Here is a 19,288-nt window from a genome sequence, read left to right as displayed (position 1 = left end):
TAAGAATTCTAAATATATACTTTTAGAAAACAAGCCTATTATGAATAATATTTTTAAATTTATATTCATAATAGGCTTTTATTAAATCAATACATTATTCTAATTCTTTATACATAAAATAATCAAAATCAGCTGGTTTATTCATACCACTTATATCTACACAGTTTATACCGACAAACGCTCCTGTAAAGAATCCGCCACCTCTAATATAATCATCAGATAATTTATATGAATCAAATGCAAGCGGTATTTTATTATATGTTTTTCCATCAAATGAATATAAATAATAATATTTATCATATCTAACTTCAACTTTGAAATGTACTGCTTTCACATCTTCTGGAATAGCAATTTCATTACCAGCTAAAGGCATAGTGAAATTACCATTATCTGCACATACTATATCAATAATTCTACCTACATTTTCTTTCCATGTAATATGCACAGTAGTCCAATTTTCTGTATTATAATAGCAAACCATACCTGCCATTTGTTGAAATGTATCTGGTTCAAATTCTACACTTGTTGCAGCATCAAAATTAAAAGCTTGCCATCTTCTAGCTACAAAAGATTGTTTAAATAATGATGTTAATGATTCTTTACCATATAAACGTAAGAAACCTTTTCTTGCTTTTAATGTTGCCATGTCTTCTGTTAATGGTACTCTAAGTGATGCAAAATTTATATTTAATGTATCATCATCAAAATCATCTTTTTCAGGATAAGTTTTTTCCCATTTTTGTTCTGGTAAATTTGGTGCTTCTACTTCTTCAAGACCAGCTTTACCGCCGACAACTACTGGCCAACCATTTTCCCAAGTAATTTTTTGAATAGCAGTTTCTCTACCTAATGGGCAGTAAGCATGTTGTTCTCTTTCTCTAATAGGATATTTATCAAAAGCAAGTGGTCTACCAGTCAAATGTGCTAAATACCATTCTCCATTTTGAGTTTCAATTAAAGATGCATGTCCACATTTCTGCAATTTATTTGTTGGCTCTTTCCATGCGGATAATAAAGGATAATTTGGATCTGTTTCATATTCACCATCAATAGTCTTACAACGAGCTACTGTTTCACTATGCTGATATGTTGTGCCACCTTCAGCAACAAATAAATAGTACATATCATTTATATGATATAAATGAGGACCTTCTGTATATTTTATATCTGTACCCTTATAAATAATTTTTGGTTTTCCTATTAATCGTTTTTCTTCTACAGAATATTCTTGTAAACAAATTCCATAAAAATTATGATTATATACTCTATGATCCCAATACATATTTACTAGATATTTTTTACCATCAATATCATGAAATAATGATGCATCAAAACCTGAGCCATTTAATTCTATTGGATCACTCCATACTCCATCTACAGTATCACATGTAGTCAAATAATTTTTACAATCTTTCCACATGCCATCAACAACTTTTACATCTGTATAAATAAGCCAAAATTTACCATCAGCATAAGATAAATCTGGAGCCCAAATACCACCTGAATTAGGATTTCCCTTCATATCTAAATATTTAACTTCATTTAATGGATGTGCTACTAAATGCCAATTTACTAAATCCTTTGAATGATGTATCTGTACTCCTGGAAACCATTCAAATGTAGATGTTGCAATATAATAATCATCACCTGCACGACAAATGCTAGGATCTGGATTAAAACCTCTTAATACTGGATTTTGTATTTTCATAATCTTTACCTACCTATTTTTTATTAGATTTTACATATGAAATAATTATATCCGCTGCTTTATCTAAAGATACTTTACTTGTATTAATAATCATATCATAATTTTTAGGGTCTCCCCAATTTTGTTTTGTATAATATTTATAATAATTAGCACGCTTATTATCTTCTTCATTTAATTCTTTTAAAGATTTGCCATCATATACTTCTTTTCCTCTTTTTTCTCTATAATCATCATTTGCACAGATAAAGAAAGAATAATGATTTGGTAAATCTTCTAAAATAAAATCAGCACAACGACCTAAAATAACACAGTCATTATCATTTGCTAATTGTCTAATTGCTTTAGCTTCATTAATAAAAACATCATTATTAAAGCCTGTATTTCTACTGCCAAAATTGAAAAATGGTATAAAACTCAAAGATAATGGTGTTACATTATTTTCTAGGTTTCTTAAATTATCTTCACTCAAATCATCTATACCTATTTGAGCTGCTGCCAAATGAATTATTTGTCTATCAAATAATTTATAACCTAATTTTTCTGCAAGTTTATTTGCTAATTCTCTTCCTCCACTACCGTATTGACGACTTATAGTAATAACAGTATGATTATTCATTTTTAAGCCTCCATAACAATAAAAATACTATTAATTTCCTTTTGCATGACGAATAGCTAAATCTCTTACCACTTGTGGATAAATTTTATCAATATTAGCTGTTAACATAATTAGAATTCCTAATACACAAATACCAATTGGAATATATGCACAAATAGCCATTATTGCTGTTATAGCACTAGCAGATTGTACAGCTAAAGAACCATCATAATTTCCCATAGCTAGTACAATACCTGTTACTGCTCCACCTAAACCTGCACCAACTTTCATGCCAAAGCTAGTTACACTATAAGTTACACCTTCAATACGTTTATTAGTTTTCCATTCACCATAATCTACTACATCGGCAACTAATGCAAATAAACCTGCATTATGTGGCGCTCTACCAATACCAGCAATAACATTACCTAATAAAGCACAATAATAATTATCTGGGAATAAGGCAATAATACCAAAACCAATAATCATTACTACATATCCACCAATCATACAATTCCATTTACCAAATCTATTAGCAATTACAGGAAAGAATAAGCAGGATAACATCATTGGTACATTGCCAAATAATACAAGCATACCAAATATATTTTCATCATGAAAAATGTATTTTACATAATACATCCCGCTACTGCCATTTACTGCAAACATAATATAATCAATAACAAAAATTATTACTAAATAAATAAAATATTTGTTTTTAACTAAATACCCTAAAGATTTTACAAAGCTTATATTTTCTTTTTTTACTTCTACAGGTTCTACACGTTCTTTACAGAAAAAGAAAGTTATTAATAAACAACACATAGCTATAATACCATAAATTGTTGTAATGCCAAACCAACCTAAAGCTTTAGCTGCTGGTGGTGTAACGAAAGAAAGAATTATTACTAAAAAGTTAACCATAAAAAAGCGAATAGAACTTAAGGATGTACGTTCTTTTTGATCATCTGTTATAAATGATAATAATGCATTATATGGCAAGTTAGATGCTGTATAAACAATAACTGTAAGGAAAAAATAAGTACAAAAAGCATAAATAACTTTTCCTGTTTCACTAATATCTGGCACACTAAATGTTAAAATTAAAGCAATAGCCATAAATGGAGCTGACCATAAAATCCATGGACGAGCTTTTCCCCATCTTGTTTTTGTCTTATCTAATATAGCTCCCATTACTAAATCACTAATACCATCAAAAATTCTTGAAGCTAACATTATACCGCCGACAGCTGCTGCACTAATCATTACACTATCTGTATAATAAATAGTCATAAATAACGCTAAAACATTCCAAACAAAGTTACAACCACAGTCGCCTGCACCAAAAGCTAGTTTTTCACCTAATGATATTTTTTGCGTTGCCATAAAAACTCTCCTCCTATATATACATAAATAAAAATTTATAACTTAGCTAAATCCTGATAACAACCTTTTAATTGCGCATATACTTTTTTGTATAAAGCATGTCCTTGTTTATAATATTCACTTTCTTCTTTTATTGGACTGCAATTTGTTCCTGTTTTGATAAATTCATCACAAGCAGATACTACATCTTTAAAAATTCCAGCTCCTACACCAGCTAAAATAGCTACCCCTAATGCTGGACCTTCTTCAGAAGTCAATGTTTTTACTTCACATTCAAACATATCTGCAAGCATCTGACGCCATACTGGGCTTTTGCCACCGCCACCACATGCCATCATTTCATCTACTGTTACGCCCATTTCTTTCAAAATGTCATAACAATCACTAAGTGAATATGCTACACCTTCCATGACAGCTCTCATCATATTTTCTTTTGTATGAATTGCAGATAAACCAAAGAATACGCCTCTACAATTTGGATCAAGATGTGGTGTTCTTTCGCCCATCAAATATGGTAAATACATCAATCTATCACTGCCACATGGAATTTTTGCTACTGCTTCATTCATGAGTACATATGGATCTTTTCCCAATTCTTCTGCTTTTGCTTTATAATTATCAGCTATATTATCGCGGAACCATTTAAGTGATAAACCTGCTGCAAGTGTTACACCCATTACATGCCAACAACCTGGTACTGCACAACAAAAAGTATGAACTCTACCTTTTGGATCAATACTTAATTTATCTGTATGTGCAAATACTACACCGCTTGTACCAATTGTAGTGAATGCTTTACCGTCTTTTACGATACCAGTACCAATAGCTGCTGCCGCATTATCTCCTGCACCACCTACAACTACTGTATCAGTGCTAAGTCCTGATAATTTAGCAAATTCATCATTGATATGTCCTGTTACTTCTGGAGATTCATATACTTTTGCCAATAAATTTTTGTCTATATCAAGTTTTTCTAAAATCTCATCTGACCATTGACGTTTTGGAATATCTAATAATTGCATTCCACTTGCATCAGATACTTCTGTTGCATACTCACCTGTCATGCAAAAACGTACATAATCTTTTGGCAATAAAATATGTTTACATCTTGCATAATTTTCTGGTTCATTATTTCTAACCCATAAAATTTTTGATGCTGTAAATCCTGTCAATGCTGGATTAGCTGTAATTTCTATCAATCTTTCAGCTCCAACCTTAGCAGTGATTTCTTCACATTCTTTTACTGTTCTTTGGTCACACCAAATAATTGAAGGACGAATTACTTCATTATTTTCATCAAGCATTACTAACCCATGCATTTGGCCAGATAAACCTATGCCTTTTACATCTTCAGGATTGATTTTAGATTTTGCCAAAACTTCTTGAATTGTATGTAAGGAAGCATTATACCAATCTTTTGGATTTTGTTCTGCCCAACCATTTTGTGGTTGATACATTGGATATTCTTCTGAAGCTGAAGCTATAACTTTCATAGTTTCATCAAATAATACTGTCTTTGTCGCTGAAGTTCCTATATCTAAACCTAATAAATATTTCATCATTTACCGCCTCTCATTTTGTGCTTAAGCACATTTGTTGTTTTAAATATATCACCTTTGAATTTATCCGTCAATATTTATTTTTAGCATTTTTCAGATTTTTTTAATATGTTTTTCTATTTTATTATAAATAAGTAAAAATATTATCTTTTAAAGTTTTTTTGAATGACTAATACTTTTTACCAAAAGACGTTTTCTCCATTAAACCATTATTATAAATTTTCTAAAAAATTATTATTGACAAAAACATTACTACATGATATTCTTTAATTGTTCTTGATTGTGCCTAAGCACATAAAACACAATAACAAAATAAAATCGTAAATATATTAGTGTATATATAAAAGGAGAGTATATTCATGTTTAATAATATTCCTGATGTAAAACTTGGTATCATTGCTGTAAGTCGTGATTGCTTTATCGTTTCTCTTTCTGAAAATCGTAGAAAAGCAATCGTTGAAGCTTACACTAAACAATATGGTGAAATTTTCGAAGCTCAAACTGTAGTAGAAAATGAAATCGATATGCTCAAAGCAGTTGAAGAAGTTAAAACTGCTGGTTGTAATGCTTTAGTTGTTTTCTTAGGTAACTTCGGCCCAGAAACTCCTGAAACTTTAATTGCTCAAAAATTCGATGGCCCTGTAATGTATGTAGCTGCTGCTGAAGAAACAGGCAAAGACCTCATCAATGGTCGTGGCGATGCTTATTGCGGTATGCTCAACTGCTCTTACAATCTTGGTCTTAGAAAAATCAAAGCATTCATTCCAGAATATCCTGTAGGTACTGCTGATGAAATCGCTGAAATGATCAACGAATTTAATCCTGTTGCACGCGCTTTAATCGGTGTAGCAAATCTAAAAATCATCACTTTCGGTCCTCGTCCACAAGATTTCTTTGCTTGCAATGCCCCAATTAAACCACTTTATGATTTAGGCGTAGAAATCGAAGAAAACTCCGAACTTGATTTACTTGTTTCTTATAAAGAACATGCTGATGACCCACGTATTGATGATATCGTTAAAGATATGGCTGAAGAAATGGGCACAGCTAATCCATATCCAGATCTTTTAAAACGCATGGCTCAATATGAATTAACATTACTTGATTGGGCTGAAAAACATAAAGGTTCTAGAAAATATGTAGTATTTGCTAATAAATGCTGGCCTGCATTCCCATCTCAATTTGGTTTTGAACCATGCTATGTAAATAGCCGTCTTGTATCTCGTGGTATTCCTGTTGCTTGTGAAGTAGATATCTATGGCGCACTCAGCGAATATATTGGTACTTGCGTAAGTGGCGATGCTGTAACTCTTCTCGATATCAACAACTCCGTACCAAAAGATTTATTTGAAGAAGATATTGCACCAAAATATAAAAACTACACCCTCAAAGATACATTCATGGGCTTCCATTGCGGTAATACTCCTATGTGCAAACTCGCTAAAGGTGCTATCAAATATCAGCTTATCCAAAATCGTTTACTTGAAAATGGTGGCACTCCAGATATCACTCGTGGTACTTTGGAAGGCGATATTGCTCCAGGTAAAATCACATTCTATCGTCTCCAAAGCAATGCAGCTGGACAATTACGCTCTTATATAGCAGAAGGTGAAGTATTACCTGTTGCTACTCGTTCCTTCGGTGGTATCGGTATCTTCGCTATTCCTGAAATGGGTCGTTTCTATCGTCATGTACTCATTGAAAAACAATATCCACATCATGGTGCTGTAGCATTCGGTCATTATGGTAAAGCTTTATTTAGTATCTTCAAATTCTTAGGTGTTGAAGATGTCGCTTTCAATCAACCAAAAACTATGATGTATCCAACAGAAAATCCTTTTGCTTAATTAAAGATAAATATAATAAATAATAATAAAGAGCATCTACTTTTGTAGGTGCTCTCTTATAAATAGGAGGATTATTTCATGAGTAATTGTATTATTACTATTGGTCGTCAATATGGTGCTGGTGGTCGTGAAATCGCTGAAAAATTAGCTAAACAATTACAAATACCTTTATATGACCGTAAACTTGTAGCATTTATTTCTGCTCATCTTGAAAAAGGTGTTTCTCTTGATGAATTAGATTTAACATATGATAATCTCTATGGCAGTGTTTCTCCATATGAAACTATGTTTGCTGATTTGAATGTAGAAGACGATAATTATTTATTCACTCCACAATCAAAAGCTATCAAAGCACTTGCTGAAAAAAATTCTGGTATTTTTGTTGGTCGCTGTGCTAATTTCATTTTGAAAGATGTAAAAAATGCTCATCACTTCTTTATTTGTGCAGATGATGAATTCCGCAAAATACGAGGCACTAATGTTTATCATAAAGATTTAGCTACATTAAAAAAAGAAGATGCTAAACGTGCTTCTTACTATAATTATTATACAGGTTCTACATGGGGTGATTGTGCAGATTATGACATGATAATCAATGTAGGTCGCTGTGGCATAGATAAAGCTGTAGAATTAATTGCTAATTACATTAAATAATTAAATAAAATCGCTAACAACTTTCTTTAAAAATATAACTTATCTAAAAAAGCTAGTACAAAATTGTACTAGCTTTTTTAGATAAGTTATATTTTTACTTCATTATTACTTCCGATATACTAGGTAATGGTATCTTTTTCTTTAAAATTTCTTTGTCAATATCATTATTCATATCCATATAAGAAACTTTTTGACACCATTTATTATCATTAATATTTTCTATTCCCATTATTATTTTTAAATTATTCATTCTTTTTTGATATAACTCTAATGATTCTTTAGAATGTTCATTTAGAACTTTATACATATACTGATTAAAACATTCTATATATTCTTGCTTATTAACTTCTAATTTATATGCTTTAAAGTTTCCCTTATCATCAAAAAGCTTTGTATAATATTCATCTTCTCTCAAATATAAATCAGCTAGAATTTTTATACTTCCTAATCCCATTGCTTTTCCCATACCTAATTTATAACAACAATTTTCCTCGCCGAGTTTAAATAGATATGTCAAAGCTCCTAATTCAACTTTATCTAAATTTTCAAAACGTACTTTTCCATTAAAATGACATTTATCTATTAATGGTCTTATTATAACTTTACTATATTTTCTATATATATCTTCTTTCTGTTTTCCTTTCCAATTTATTTTTTTATGCCAATACAACTTATATCCTCTAATAGTTGTATTGCCATTCCAATTTTGTACATTATCATTTTCATCTACATTTAAATAAAATTGATAAGCTGTTGGATTTGGACTACTTACATCTAAATAAAAATTTTTATAAAATGCATTCTTTTCTTCTTCATCATTTAAATAACAATCTTCAACATACACTCTACTTCCCCAATATTCTTTATTTCCAAAAATGGCATCTGTAAAATCTATTTTAGGCAATTTTAGTTCCGTAGGTACATGCATAGCTACTGTTTTTTTGTAAGGTATCCTATAATATGGACTAGAACCTAAATGACATACTTCACCATCTTCTAAACAATAAAAACATGGACTAATGATTTTATATCTTTTCTTCAAGGCATATTCTAAAAATTTTAATCCTTTCGGTATACTTTGAGTGCTATTTACTTTTAATTTAAATAAATTTTTACTATTTCTATTCCTATCTAGTTTATACGCTTTCATAAAATCATTTGCTATAGCTATTCTTTTATCCCATATAGGTTTTGTAATTCTATAAAAATAGCGTTTATCTTTTTTATCTATATTTCCAGAAAAAATATCTACATAATCATTTTTCCATATTATATATGGAGATTCTGATACTTTTTTTATATTTGTTGTATTATTTATTACCTCAAAGTTAGCTGGACAAACATATTTTTTTCCCATAAACTCTATCAGAAATCCTGCCCGTGCTTTAGGTATACTTTTATTATTATCTCTATCCTGCATAGACATCTCTTCTAAATATTCTTTAGAAAATAAATCATCTTTTGCAATACTTCTCCAAAAAAACAAACCATCATTAAAATTTCCATTCTCACTGCATCTCATAGCTGAATTAGTTATTATTCTAAAAATATTCTTTAAACAACCTCTTAAACTACTTCCTGGAATTGCCTTATGTATTCCTTCTCTTAATAACCCACTTTCCCCACCAATATATAAAGGCGTTATATTTTCTATAGTTACATCAAAATAACCACTATATTTTTTACCATCTTTTATAAAAGCTTTATATCCAGCTTCATTTAATATTTTTTTTCCATTTTTATTAGCATAATTTATTTTAGTATTCTTTAATTGCTCCATCTCTATATATTTATTTAACCTTGATGGCACAATTATATCATTCAATTGTACAAAATTATAAGGTGCTCTAGTTTTTTCTTCCAAAGTTAAATTAGGTATATTTTTTTTCATATAAAAACAACTATTAAAATATAATACATTATATATTTACAGAACAAATAGTTGTTTTTTCACCTCCCACAACTTATGATTTCTGCAATCACTATTCCTCAGGTTCTATATCTACATAACGGTAGTATCCATATCCAGCTTGACCAGTACTATTATTATATTCAATATAACTACGCGTAATTAATGTATAATAATCACTTTGCCTATCTACAGGAATTATTTTTTTTATTTTTCTTCCTTTATCAAATAATTCTATAAAATCATTTGATAAAATTTTATGAAATTTTCCCATTATTACCGATATACTATCAACAGTATCTATTAATTTACTATATTCTCTATCTTCATCTCTTATAACTCTCACATAATATTTATCTCTATTACGAAAAATTAAGATTTCCTCTAACTTATTAAATAATCTCATCTGTATCAAATATTTAGGAATAATATTACTATCATCACTAAATACAAAATGTCGATCACTATAATATCCAAATTTCATCTCATTTACATTCTGTACTAAAACCTTATAATCATTAATAGCTATTTTTTCTAAAATTTCATTTAATGATTCTTTTACATCATAAATATATTCTTTTTTTATTGAATATATCTTTTTACATTTTAAACAATTTTCCTCATCAAAAAAACTATTCTTCATAAAATTCACCACACAATGCTTTAACATATTTTTCTAAAATCTCTTTAACGTCTTCTTTACCATCTTTTCCTGCTACTATTATTTTATTCTCATTTTCCCTTTCTATTTTAAAAGTATTTCCTCTATAATTTATTAAACAATTATTTCCACAAAAAACACCCCTACCAATAGATTTACCTCCACCAATAGCTAAATTTCCTAACCACATATCTTTTAGAATCAATAACATCAATCCTGCTTCTAGTTCTGTACATCTTTTTATGCGCAAATTAATAGAAATCATCGTCTTTGCTCTGTCTATTTGCCAAATAGGTTCATCACCAAATAAATTCCCATAAAAAACGCCCCCAGTAAAACTATCTATTTTTGTTCTTGGTTGTTTTTTACTAATAAAATTATTTTTTTTAAGATAAATTTCATTTACATGTAATCTACTTCGTAAAAGTTTATTATTTCCTTCTGAATCTACTTTTTTCCCATGTCCCATCAAATTATCTATAAAAGATACCACATTTTCTTCATTTTTATAATTTGATAAATTTCTTAATATATTAATTGCTCTATTTCTAATAACCCCTTTTATACTAGTACCTGGAATAACATAATCTTCTCCACTTTTTAATTGCACTGCCCTTATTTTTATATTGCTTTCTTTCGATAATTCTTCTTGAAAATCTGTAGTTGCTATTATCATAGAATTCTTTAAAGACAACCCTATTCTCATTCTAAAATCGCTTATTATGTTACTTTTAGCATCATCATATTTTACTGGCACTTTATTAATATTGCCATCTAAATACTCTAACCATGCCCAAGCATCTTCATCTTTACTAAAATCAAAAATATAAAAAGGAGTAGGTTTCTTTTTTATTTGTATTTTTCCATATCCTTTCGTTGTTAATGCTCCAATATTCATACCTGTATCTAATATATATGCTATAGTTTTTGCTACTTCATCTATATCTACATCTTTAAATTTTTTTCGTACAGTTATTTCTATATTTAATAAACCTTCTGCACCTCGCTCAATCATCTCAAAATCATATTTTGCCTTATCTTTACTCACATTAGTAATATCATCAATAGCTACACCATCTCTATGGATAATTTTTACATTATTTAATTTCACATCACTTATTCTAATCAAACTTTGATTTTCATTATTTTTATTTACATTGCCAAAAATAATATTTTCTATTTTTTCTCCATAGATATCAGATATATAATTCCGCAATACACCAACTATTGAAGTTCCCGGTATAAATGCTTGACCATATTTATCTTTTAAAATCAACATATCTGTAATACCATCATCTTTTCCTGTAGATATTCTCAATGGAGATTTCACTTTTATAGGGACATTTGAAAAAACTATCTTTTTTATTATTTTTGCTTCATTATTCATTTCTATCTCTCCTATGAATTTATCTAACTAATTTATTTTTTTCAAATGCTTTATAAACCATAACCAATATTCTTTAAATAAAATATCTTTATCAATAGTAAAAATATTATTTCCTAAATCATTCTTTAATAATTTAACTTTATTATCATCTAAATCCAAATATTGTTCCCATTTAATATTCTCATATGGCATTTTTAAATTTTCAAACCAAAAACTATATACACTCATTCCATCTAATTTTATTTTACGCAAATTATCCTTTGCTATTGGTTTAAATCCATTTATTTCTTGTATTATAATATTTTCTTTATCATTACTTAAAAATATTCTTTCTACTCTATTAAGAACATTTTTTGTCTTTAAAGGATTTACTCTTTCCGCATCCATTATAGCTTTCTTTCGTACTTCTAATAATATTCTTTTCTGGATAATTTTCCTTGCATTTTCTTTTACATTACTATTTATATTTTCTCTAATTAATATTTCTTCTGGATAATCTATTATTCTTATATTATCCATCGCTTGCCAAAGTCTAAACTGTCCAAAACCATCTTCATATCTACAACCTAATCCAGAATATAAAATTTCACTCATTTTATCTAAAATATTTTTATCTATTTTATCCATAACAAGCTCAATCAATGAACCTGCAGAAATCGCTCTTTTTCTTTCTCTCATAGATTGCCAAACGCTAACATAACCACTAATTTCTTCACTATTAGCTAAAATATCTATATTTTCTTTTTTTATACTTACATCTATACCTATATTCTTCAATTGCACTTCTATATCAAATAAAAGTTCTCTTACTACCACTTCTACAGATTGCCATTCTTTTATGGGAATATATGGTGTTAATACCTGCAAATATATATTTTTATTAACTACATCATACTCAAAACTATTACAATTTGAAATTTCTCCTATTTTACAAAGACATTTACCATATTGTACATTTCTTGAACGACCTATATGAATATTATCTAAATCAATATTATCTAAAAAAGATTTTACATTTTGAACAATATCTTCATCTACTATCAAATATCCTTTAAAAAACTGATTAGGTTCTATATATTCATAATTAAAAATTCTACCATCTTTATTACTGCCAACTAAACGTAAATTATCTTCATTACGTGCCATATGCAATTCAACCTGAGTATCCACATCCACTTTACAAATTTCATTATCGGCTTTCAACATAAATCCATTCATTTTTTTATAGCCTGGTGTTATTTGTTTATTATATGAGATATCTTTTACTGTCTTACCATCTTTACTACACACTAAGGATAAAGGTATATTCATTGGATTAAAATTATTTTTTATCAACTTTAAATTTTTCCCTACTGGATATGCTGATATAAAACGTACTTTTCCTGATAAAAATATATTATAAAAATCCTCATCTTCATGTGCATTCTTTAAATTCTTATATTGTATAAATTTTCCAGCTAACATGCCTCTAACTATAGAACCTGGAATGTATTTTTTTGTAACATATAATGTGCTATCATTGTTTTTCTCTGCTAAACTTACTGGAGCTAGTGTTTCTATAATATAATCTATCTTTTTCACACTTATACCTCCTTATACTATATAACTCTATTTTTTAATTTATTAAGAACTTCATTATATCTATCTTCATTATTTTCCCATTTACAATAGATTTCCCCATAACCACGATTACGTTTTGCTCCTACAAATCTTAAATTTTTCAAAGCTAAAATTAAAATCAATAAATTTTCATCTGTATCTTTTACTAATTCAATTGCTCCTTCAAACTCTGTTCCTTGATCAATAACTTGCATATTATATAAACTAGTAGATTTTGCCGTTCCTGTTTCTTTATCAATTGCTGTTTGAAATCGTATATCTGTATATAATTCCAATACACTTTGTTTAGTAAAAATTCCTTTATATTGATTATTCAAATACTGCCAATCTTTACACATCTGCTCATAATTTGGTAAATAAAAATTCTCCATACGAATATTAGATTCACTATCACTTATTCCAAATAATTCATCTATCTCTTTAATCGTTATCCATTTTTCTTGACTAATTTCTGCCATTTCTAAAGCACTTTCATATAAAAGTCCTTTAAATCTCTTAGCAGGAAAATAAGGCATTCCATATCGGTCATGTATTACTTGTGTATCAATTGTTATATCCGACTTATTTGTAGCTAACAATAATGATGATTTTGCTATTATTTTTATTTTATATATCCCCATATCATTCACCTACTTATAATCTACTGTTTAATGAAAAATCAATCAATTCAATTGCATCAACATATCTAGTCTTTAACATTTTTTCATTTGTCATATATTGCCAAAAATCATTTGCCACAACATTTTCTTTTTGTAATTCACTCTTTAATATATTTTCTACTTCTGGACAATTTTCCAAAAATCTAACAATACTATGATTGTCTTCATTTAAAACATTTCGTAAATCTTTAATTTTATTATTCGGTACACTTTTTATTTTTTCTATCAAAGAAAATAAATCACTTATATTACTTTTGTCTTTTTGTTCTTGTGTTACACAATATGGACCATAATGTAAATAGCCTTCTGGTGCTTCATATTGCTGTATACATAATTGTTCTAATGTAGGTGACATATCTCCATGTAATATAGCAAAATCTACAAAACTTTCATCATTTTGACGTGATTTTTTCTTAGCAGAACTGCAAAGCTGTTCTGCTAATTCATAAGCTCTATAAAAAGGATATTTCGCAGGAACTATAGCTACCCCACCACAACAACTCATATTACTATTTATTCTCATACTTGTATTATTAAAAATTTTCTTAATATAATTTTGAGCATTCATATATTGTACTTCGTCCAATAAATATTCTTTACTGACAATCTGAATAAATCTTTTTGCATATTCCATGCCTAATCTTCCTGCACAAACAAAAGTAACATCATCTCCACCTATAATAATCGGTCTAATAGGTAAGTATTTATTTTTTATCTTATTTATATCAAGACTTTTACTATAACGATTTTCTTCAATATCATCTATTACAGATTTTAATAATTCACGAAAACCTTTTTTTACAATTTCAGCTGTTCTTAATGATAAAGTTTTACGTTCTTGCATATTTGTACATGAAGCAAATTTTATTCCCATATTATTACCATCTATATGAATAATACTCACATAACTTTCGCCATCTTTATAACCTAAATTATCAAACTTGCTAACAAAATCATATTTATTTTTCAATATATCTTTATATTCTTCTTTTAAATTCTCTGCTACTACATTATATGCACTTGATTTTGCTACTATTTCTGCTGATACCATTCTATTATCAAATTCATAGATAATATTATTTTTTACCCTACCTTTTAAATATTCTGCTGTTTTCCCACTATAATCACATTCTAAAGTAAAACCAACATAAGGCACATCAACCTGAGGCAAAATAATATTTTGATTATCTTTTAACTGCTTATATAAAAGACCTAAAGATTTTTGAAAATGTTCATTGTCTATATTTAATTCACCAATCGCTGCACCTGTTTTTAATCCTGGTGCCTTTATTAATATCTCTTTAGTCCAACTACCCACTATTTGCTTGCAAAGTTCAATAGTATCTGTATCTTGTTTTCTTACCAAAATAATCATGTTTCCGCCACCAATATAAGCAACTTCACATTCAATACTATCATCTTCTAACATTTGTATATTTTTCACTTCATTCCATGAAAATTCAGGCATTTTTAAATTAAAGCTAGGTAATATTTTATTTACCATTAAATCACTAAAAATACTATCTACAAGATAAGAAGCACCAATATTAGTTTTTAACCTATTACAAGAAAAAACATATTTCTGTATAGAACGTGTATCCAATAAAATTGCCCCTACTGAATTTAACATACACATTACTCCTATCAAATTAATAATTATTTCATTATATAAATATGTAAAAAAAGCCGGAGTGCCCAAAGGCACTCCATATATAATTATCACTAAAGATCTTCTTCCAAAAAACGTCTAAAATATCTCAATCCCGTATTTTCTTCTTTAACTGTTGCATATACATCTTTTAAAATTTCTTTTCTACGTTTTCTACCAGTATCATATTTTATATTTAAATAATCTGTTATAAAGGCTATTGCTTTATGCACTATTTTTTCATTTGGTAAATCATATTTCTTATCTGTAGCATTTTCTATATAATTAGGATTTTCTATATCAGGGATATTTTTATTATAAAATGCTATAAACTCAGCATCATCTTTTACATAATCATATAATTCTACATCTTCATGACCTCTTCTTTTAAATTCTAATACAATATATCCAAACATATATTTAAAAAAGATTCGTGATGATTCAGACAATTTATCTTTTATAGTTTCATAAATATCTGTATAAGAAAAAAACTTTGCTTTAGCATTTTCAAACGATGGTTGCCTTAATGCCCTATGTTCTAATATAGAATATTCTTTCCCATCCTCATTCATTTCAAAAATATTTACAATAAGATTTTCTTCAAATACTTTTTGCATTTTATATAAACAAGTTTCTATTTCCGACATTTGCCATTCTATGTCTTTTAATTTATTTATATCAATACCTTTCATATTTTTCAACTGTGCTTCTAAAGCATTTTTATTTTTCATAGCTTTATAAATATATTTATTATTATCTCCACCACAATCTACGGAATACAATCTATTTAATATATTACTTATATTTTTCTTTAATTCTCCTAAATCCTCCTTACTTTTTGTCTTAATAAGATATCTTATATCCTGTTCAGATGTTCCTTTTTGTATTTCTTCCTTACTTATATAATCATATACATTATTATTAACCTTTTCATCTTCAAATGGCAATTCTATATACAATAAAATATTTTTTATAAAAAAATATTTTATTGTATGGTAATTAAAACTTTTTTTATCATTAAGCTGTTTTATTACTTTTTGCAAGAATATTTTATCTTTTTTAAATAAATCTTTATATAAAATTCGTATTTCTTTTTTTACAAAACTTTTACGCATTTTATATTGTACATTCTCTTCATCCAATAAATTTAGAACTGCCTCTCTCATTTTATTAAAATATCTTTTTCTAAATTCAATTATAAATGAATATATTTCTCCTGTGTCTTCATACTCTTTTTCTTTACTATTCAAAATTTCTTTTACCAATGAAACATATCCATCTGCTTCAGCCTCGTAAAAAGTTAATTTCTTGTTATAATAATTTAAAAATTTTAATACACCTAATCGTTGTTTAGCAAAAAAATCATATTCTTCTTCTAAAATTATTAATTTTTCAACAATTTTTATTATCAAATTATTTTTACGTGTATCACTTAAAAATTTATCAACTGTACCTTGTACATATTCTCTAACATCATCTTCTATTTGATTTTTTATTTCTCTTACTTCTTTTATTTTAGTTTCTACTAATAATTTTAGATTTAAATAATATTCTTCTTCAAATATTGTTAAAAATGATATTGCTGTAGCATTTTTTTTATATTCTATAACAATATTATCTAAACTATTTTTTATAGCTTTTTTAAATTGTAATATATCTGCATCACTTAAATAAATATTTTTATCTTTATTTTGCGACAATTTTAAAGCTTTTTTTCTAATTTTAGCAAAAGCATCATACTTATAATCTAATAACATTAATTTTCTAGTTATTTTTGATTTAACTTTTCTTTCTTCTTCTCTTTTAAAATTGCCTTCAAATAAATATTGTAAATACGTTTTCACATATCCTTCTATTTCATTTTTTAATTTATTTATATCTTTTTTATCATCTTTTTTATTTTTTTCTTCTATATCTTGATTTATCTCAATATATTGTTTACTTTTCTTATATCTAGCTTTAGTTTTTTCTTTAGAGTCATTTGTATTTCCCATATACAGTTCCTCCCTAAAAAATCAAAGTAACATCCTCATCAATCATTTATCAATAAATCTAAGGCTTTATCTAGTTTATGTTTTTGTCCAGATTTAGCATTGCCCGCAATAGCATTCAAATAAAATAATCCTGTTATATCATAAATTCTAGATTTACTTGGATCTTTAGCTTTTTCCTCAGCTGTCTTAGCTCTACTAAAACCACTATATTTCTGTGCATAAATTATAGTATCCACATCTACATTTCTAGCAGCTTTTTCAGCATAAGCTACAGCTACAAATAAACTAATAGAATATGGTTTCATACCAAATGTAACATCTACAAACAACTGGTCATTATCATTAATCAAAATTGCTACTTGTTTAAAAAATCTATTAAAAGTTAATGAATCAAACTCTGTAGTTAATGGAATTTCTTCAAATTTAAAATTTACATTACGTTCTTGAAAAATTTTTTCTACTTCTTCTCTATACTTTTTATAATTCATAGTAGCATTATTTTGTTTGCCATTAACATCTTGTTCCACCGCTGTAATCACAATTACTTCATCATTAGGTTTAACTTTATCATCAATAACATATGTTAGTGGAAAATCATATCTGTTTTCACTTAATTCAAAATCGTCACTTGTGTAATATGTTGGGTCTTCTGGTCTTAATGGGGCTAATAACATTGTAGATAAAAATACTTTTCTCATTTTAAAATCTCCTTTATTTTCTTAAATAAAACATCTCATTAATATCTATTGGTTTTAATTCTACCTATATTATAAAAAAACCTCTTTAAGTCTAAAAATTTACATAAAACCACCTCCTTTCTTACTCTTTACAACTTTACTTATCGAACTCTTTTTTTATTTCTTTGATAAGATTATATTTTATTATGAGCTCCAAAATATATGGTCCAAGGAAATAAATCAATATCAAACCAGGAATAAGAATAATCCATCTACTTTCAATCAGAAAATGAGCTATGCCACCAAAAAGAATACCAGCTAATATCATTAGCGAAACTTGTACAAGAAACCATACTAGTCCAAATAATGTTTTCATGATTCTCACCTCATTTTTCTTTATATATATAATATCCACCACTAAAAACAAAATTCGGCATAAAAAAGAAAAATTTTTATAAAAAAAGACATAACCTTAAAATATATCAAAGTTATGTCTTTTCTTATTCTCTTTGCAATTAAGCATCACTTGTTAATATTAATCAATAAAATAACATCACTAAAAAGCAAATAACATATCCAGCCTATTACATCATATCAATAAATGGACTCATCAGAGACCGTACAATGTTAATGCTTAACCCTTTATATGCTACATCAAAATACTTTATATATGGTATTGAGACCGTACAATGTTAATGCTTAACGCTTTAATAGCAAATATAGTAGTTTACCGATATAGAATTGAGACCGTACAATGTTAATGCTTAACCGCAGTAAAATCAATATTCTTTTTCTTCATTATAGCTTATCAAACCTTATTTTTCAAGGTTTATAAAAAAATTACCAGCTAATATTAATTTTTAAAAGTTCTTTATCTATAAGCTTTTATCCATTTTAGCTGTTGACATACTCCCCATGCCTAAAGGCAGGGGATTCTTGGATACAAACGATACTTGCCTACTAAAATAGCAGGTCTTACTATAT

The 19,288-nt window shown here is 27.8% G+C and carries 15 protein-coding genes; 2 read left to right on the top strand and 13 right to left on the bottom strand.

Going from position 1 to position 19,288, the window contains the following annotated elements:
- Positions 1-94: 94 nt before the first annotated feature.
- The 4 genes from AC5LAX_RS03405 to xylB are packed head-to-tail and all read right to left on the bottom strand — an operon-like array spanning position 95 to position 5,251.
- The gene (locus AC5LAX_RS03405) at positions 95-1,708 is read right to left on the bottom strand and encodes a glycoside hydrolase family 43 protein (protein WP_018998809.1); all 1,614 of its coding nucleotides are present in this window, start codon (positions 1,706-1,708) and stop codon (positions 95-97) included.
- Between the two features lie 13 nt (positions 1,709-1,721).
- The gene (locus AC5LAX_RS03400; protein ID WP_117585448.1) at positions 1,722-2,324 is read right to left on the bottom strand and encodes a cytidylate kinase-like family protein; all 603 of its coding nucleotides are present in this window, start codon (positions 2,322-2,324) and stop codon (positions 1,722-1,724) included.
- Positions 2,325-2,354: 30 nt separating this feature from the next.
- Positions 2,355-3,689 (bottom strand): MFS transporter, encoded by a 1,335-nt coding sequence (locus AC5LAX_RS03395; protein WP_167625145.1) that lies wholly within the window; start codon positions 3,687-3,689, stop codon positions 2,355-2,357.
- A gap of 35 nt (positions 3,690-3,724) precedes the next feature.
- Complete coding sequence (xylB, locus tag AC5LAX_RS03390) at positions 3,725-5,251, bottom strand: xylulokinase (protein WP_193526579.1); 1,527 nt, start codon at positions 5,249-5,251, stop codon at positions 3,725-3,727.
- Between the two features lie 356 nt (positions 5,252-5,607).
- On the opposite strand from xylB, the gene AC5LAX_RS03385 reads away from it, so the two are divergent.
- Both AC5LAX_RS03385 and AC5LAX_RS03380 read left to right on the top strand, forming a co-directional pair.
- Positions 5,608-7,095: an L-fucose/L-arabinose isomerase family protein gene (locus AC5LAX_RS03385; protein ID WP_075554890.1), complete on the top strand. Its 1,488-nt coding sequence runs from the start codon at positions 5,608-5,610 to the stop codon at positions 7,093-7,095.
- Positions 7,096-7,173: 78 nt separating this feature from the next.
- Entirely contained in the window at positions 7,174-7,749 is a 576-nt protein-coding gene (locus tag AC5LAX_RS03380; protein ID WP_115152230.1) for a cytidylate kinase-like family protein, read from the top strand.
- 94 nt (positions 7,750-7,843) lie between these two features.
- On the opposite strand, the gene AC5LAX_RS03375 is transcribed toward AC5LAX_RS03380, so the two are convergent.
- The 9 genes from AC5LAX_RS03375 to AC5LAX_RS03335 all read right to left on the bottom strand — a co-directional run bounded on the left by AC5LAX_RS03375 (position 7,844) and on the right by AC5LAX_RS03335 (position 18,680).
- Entirely contained in the window at positions 7,844-9,640 is a 1,797-nt protein-coding gene (locus tag AC5LAX_RS03375) for a TIGR03986 family type III CRISPR-associated RAMP protein (RefSeq protein WP_117977048.1), read from the bottom strand.
- 91 nt (positions 9,641-9,731) lie between these two features.
- Positions 9,732-10,301 carry a type III-D CRISPR-associated protein Csx19 gene (gene csx19, locus AC5LAX_RS03370; RefSeq protein WP_018998816.1) on the bottom strand — a complete coding sequence of 190 codons (570 nt, stop codon included), beginning with the start codon at positions 10,299-10,301 and terminating at the stop codon, positions 9,732-9,734.
- Positions 10,291-11,706 carry an RAMP superfamily CRISPR-associated protein gene (locus AC5LAX_RS03365; protein ID WP_204965606.1) on the bottom strand — a complete coding sequence of 472 codons (1,416 nt, stop codon included), beginning with the start codon at positions 11,704-11,706 and terminating at the stop codon, positions 10,291-10,293. Before AC5LAX_RS03365 ends, csx19 begins: the two co-directional genes overlap by 11 nt.
- A gap of 27 nt (positions 11,707-11,733) precedes the next feature.
- Positions 11,734-13,287, bottom strand: a complete 1,554-nt coding sequence (locus tag AC5LAX_RS03360; RefSeq protein ID WP_288909374.1) for an RAMP superfamily CRISPR-associated protein — start codon at positions 13,285-13,287, stop codon at positions 11,734-11,736.
- A 17-nt stretch (positions 13,288-13,304) separates the two neighbouring features.
- The gene (locus AC5LAX_RS03355; RefSeq protein WP_051081840.1) at positions 13,305-13,946 is read right to left on the bottom strand and encodes an RAMP superfamily CRISPR-associated protein; all 642 of its coding nucleotides are present in this window, start codon (positions 13,944-13,946) and stop codon (positions 13,305-13,307) included.
- A gap of 13 nt (positions 13,947-13,959) precedes the next feature.
- Positions 13,960-15,615: a Cas10/Cmr2 second palm domain-containing protein gene (locus AC5LAX_RS03350; RefSeq protein ID WP_288909375.1), complete on the bottom strand. Its 1,656-nt coding sequence runs from the start codon at positions 15,613-15,615 to the stop codon at positions 13,960-13,962.
- Positions 15,616-15,707: 92 nt separating this feature from the next.
- Positions 15,708-17,627, bottom strand: a complete 1,920-nt coding sequence (locus tag AC5LAX_RS03345) for a hypothetical protein (RefSeq protein ID WP_493263634.1) — start codon at positions 17,625-17,627, stop codon at positions 15,708-15,710.
- Positions 17,628-17,665: 38 nt separating this feature from the next.
- Positions 17,666-18,325: a TM1812 family CRISPR-associated protein gene (locus AC5LAX_RS03340; protein WP_018998820.1), complete on the bottom strand. Its 660-nt coding sequence runs from the start codon at positions 18,323-18,325 to the stop codon at positions 17,666-17,668.
- A gap of 136 nt (positions 18,326-18,461) precedes the next feature.
- Positions 18,462-18,680 carry a hypothetical protein gene (locus AC5LAX_RS03335; protein WP_018998821.1) on the bottom strand — a complete coding sequence of 73 codons (219 nt, stop codon included), beginning with the start codon at positions 18,678-18,680 and terminating at the stop codon, positions 18,462-18,464.
- Between the last annotated feature and the right edge of the window lie 608 nt (positions 18,681-19,288).

The sequence above is a fragment of the Megamonas sp. genome (genome assembly GCF_986095205.1).
Note: the sequence above shows the minus strand (reverse complement) of the source record. Positions and strands in the feature narration are given on the sequence as shown.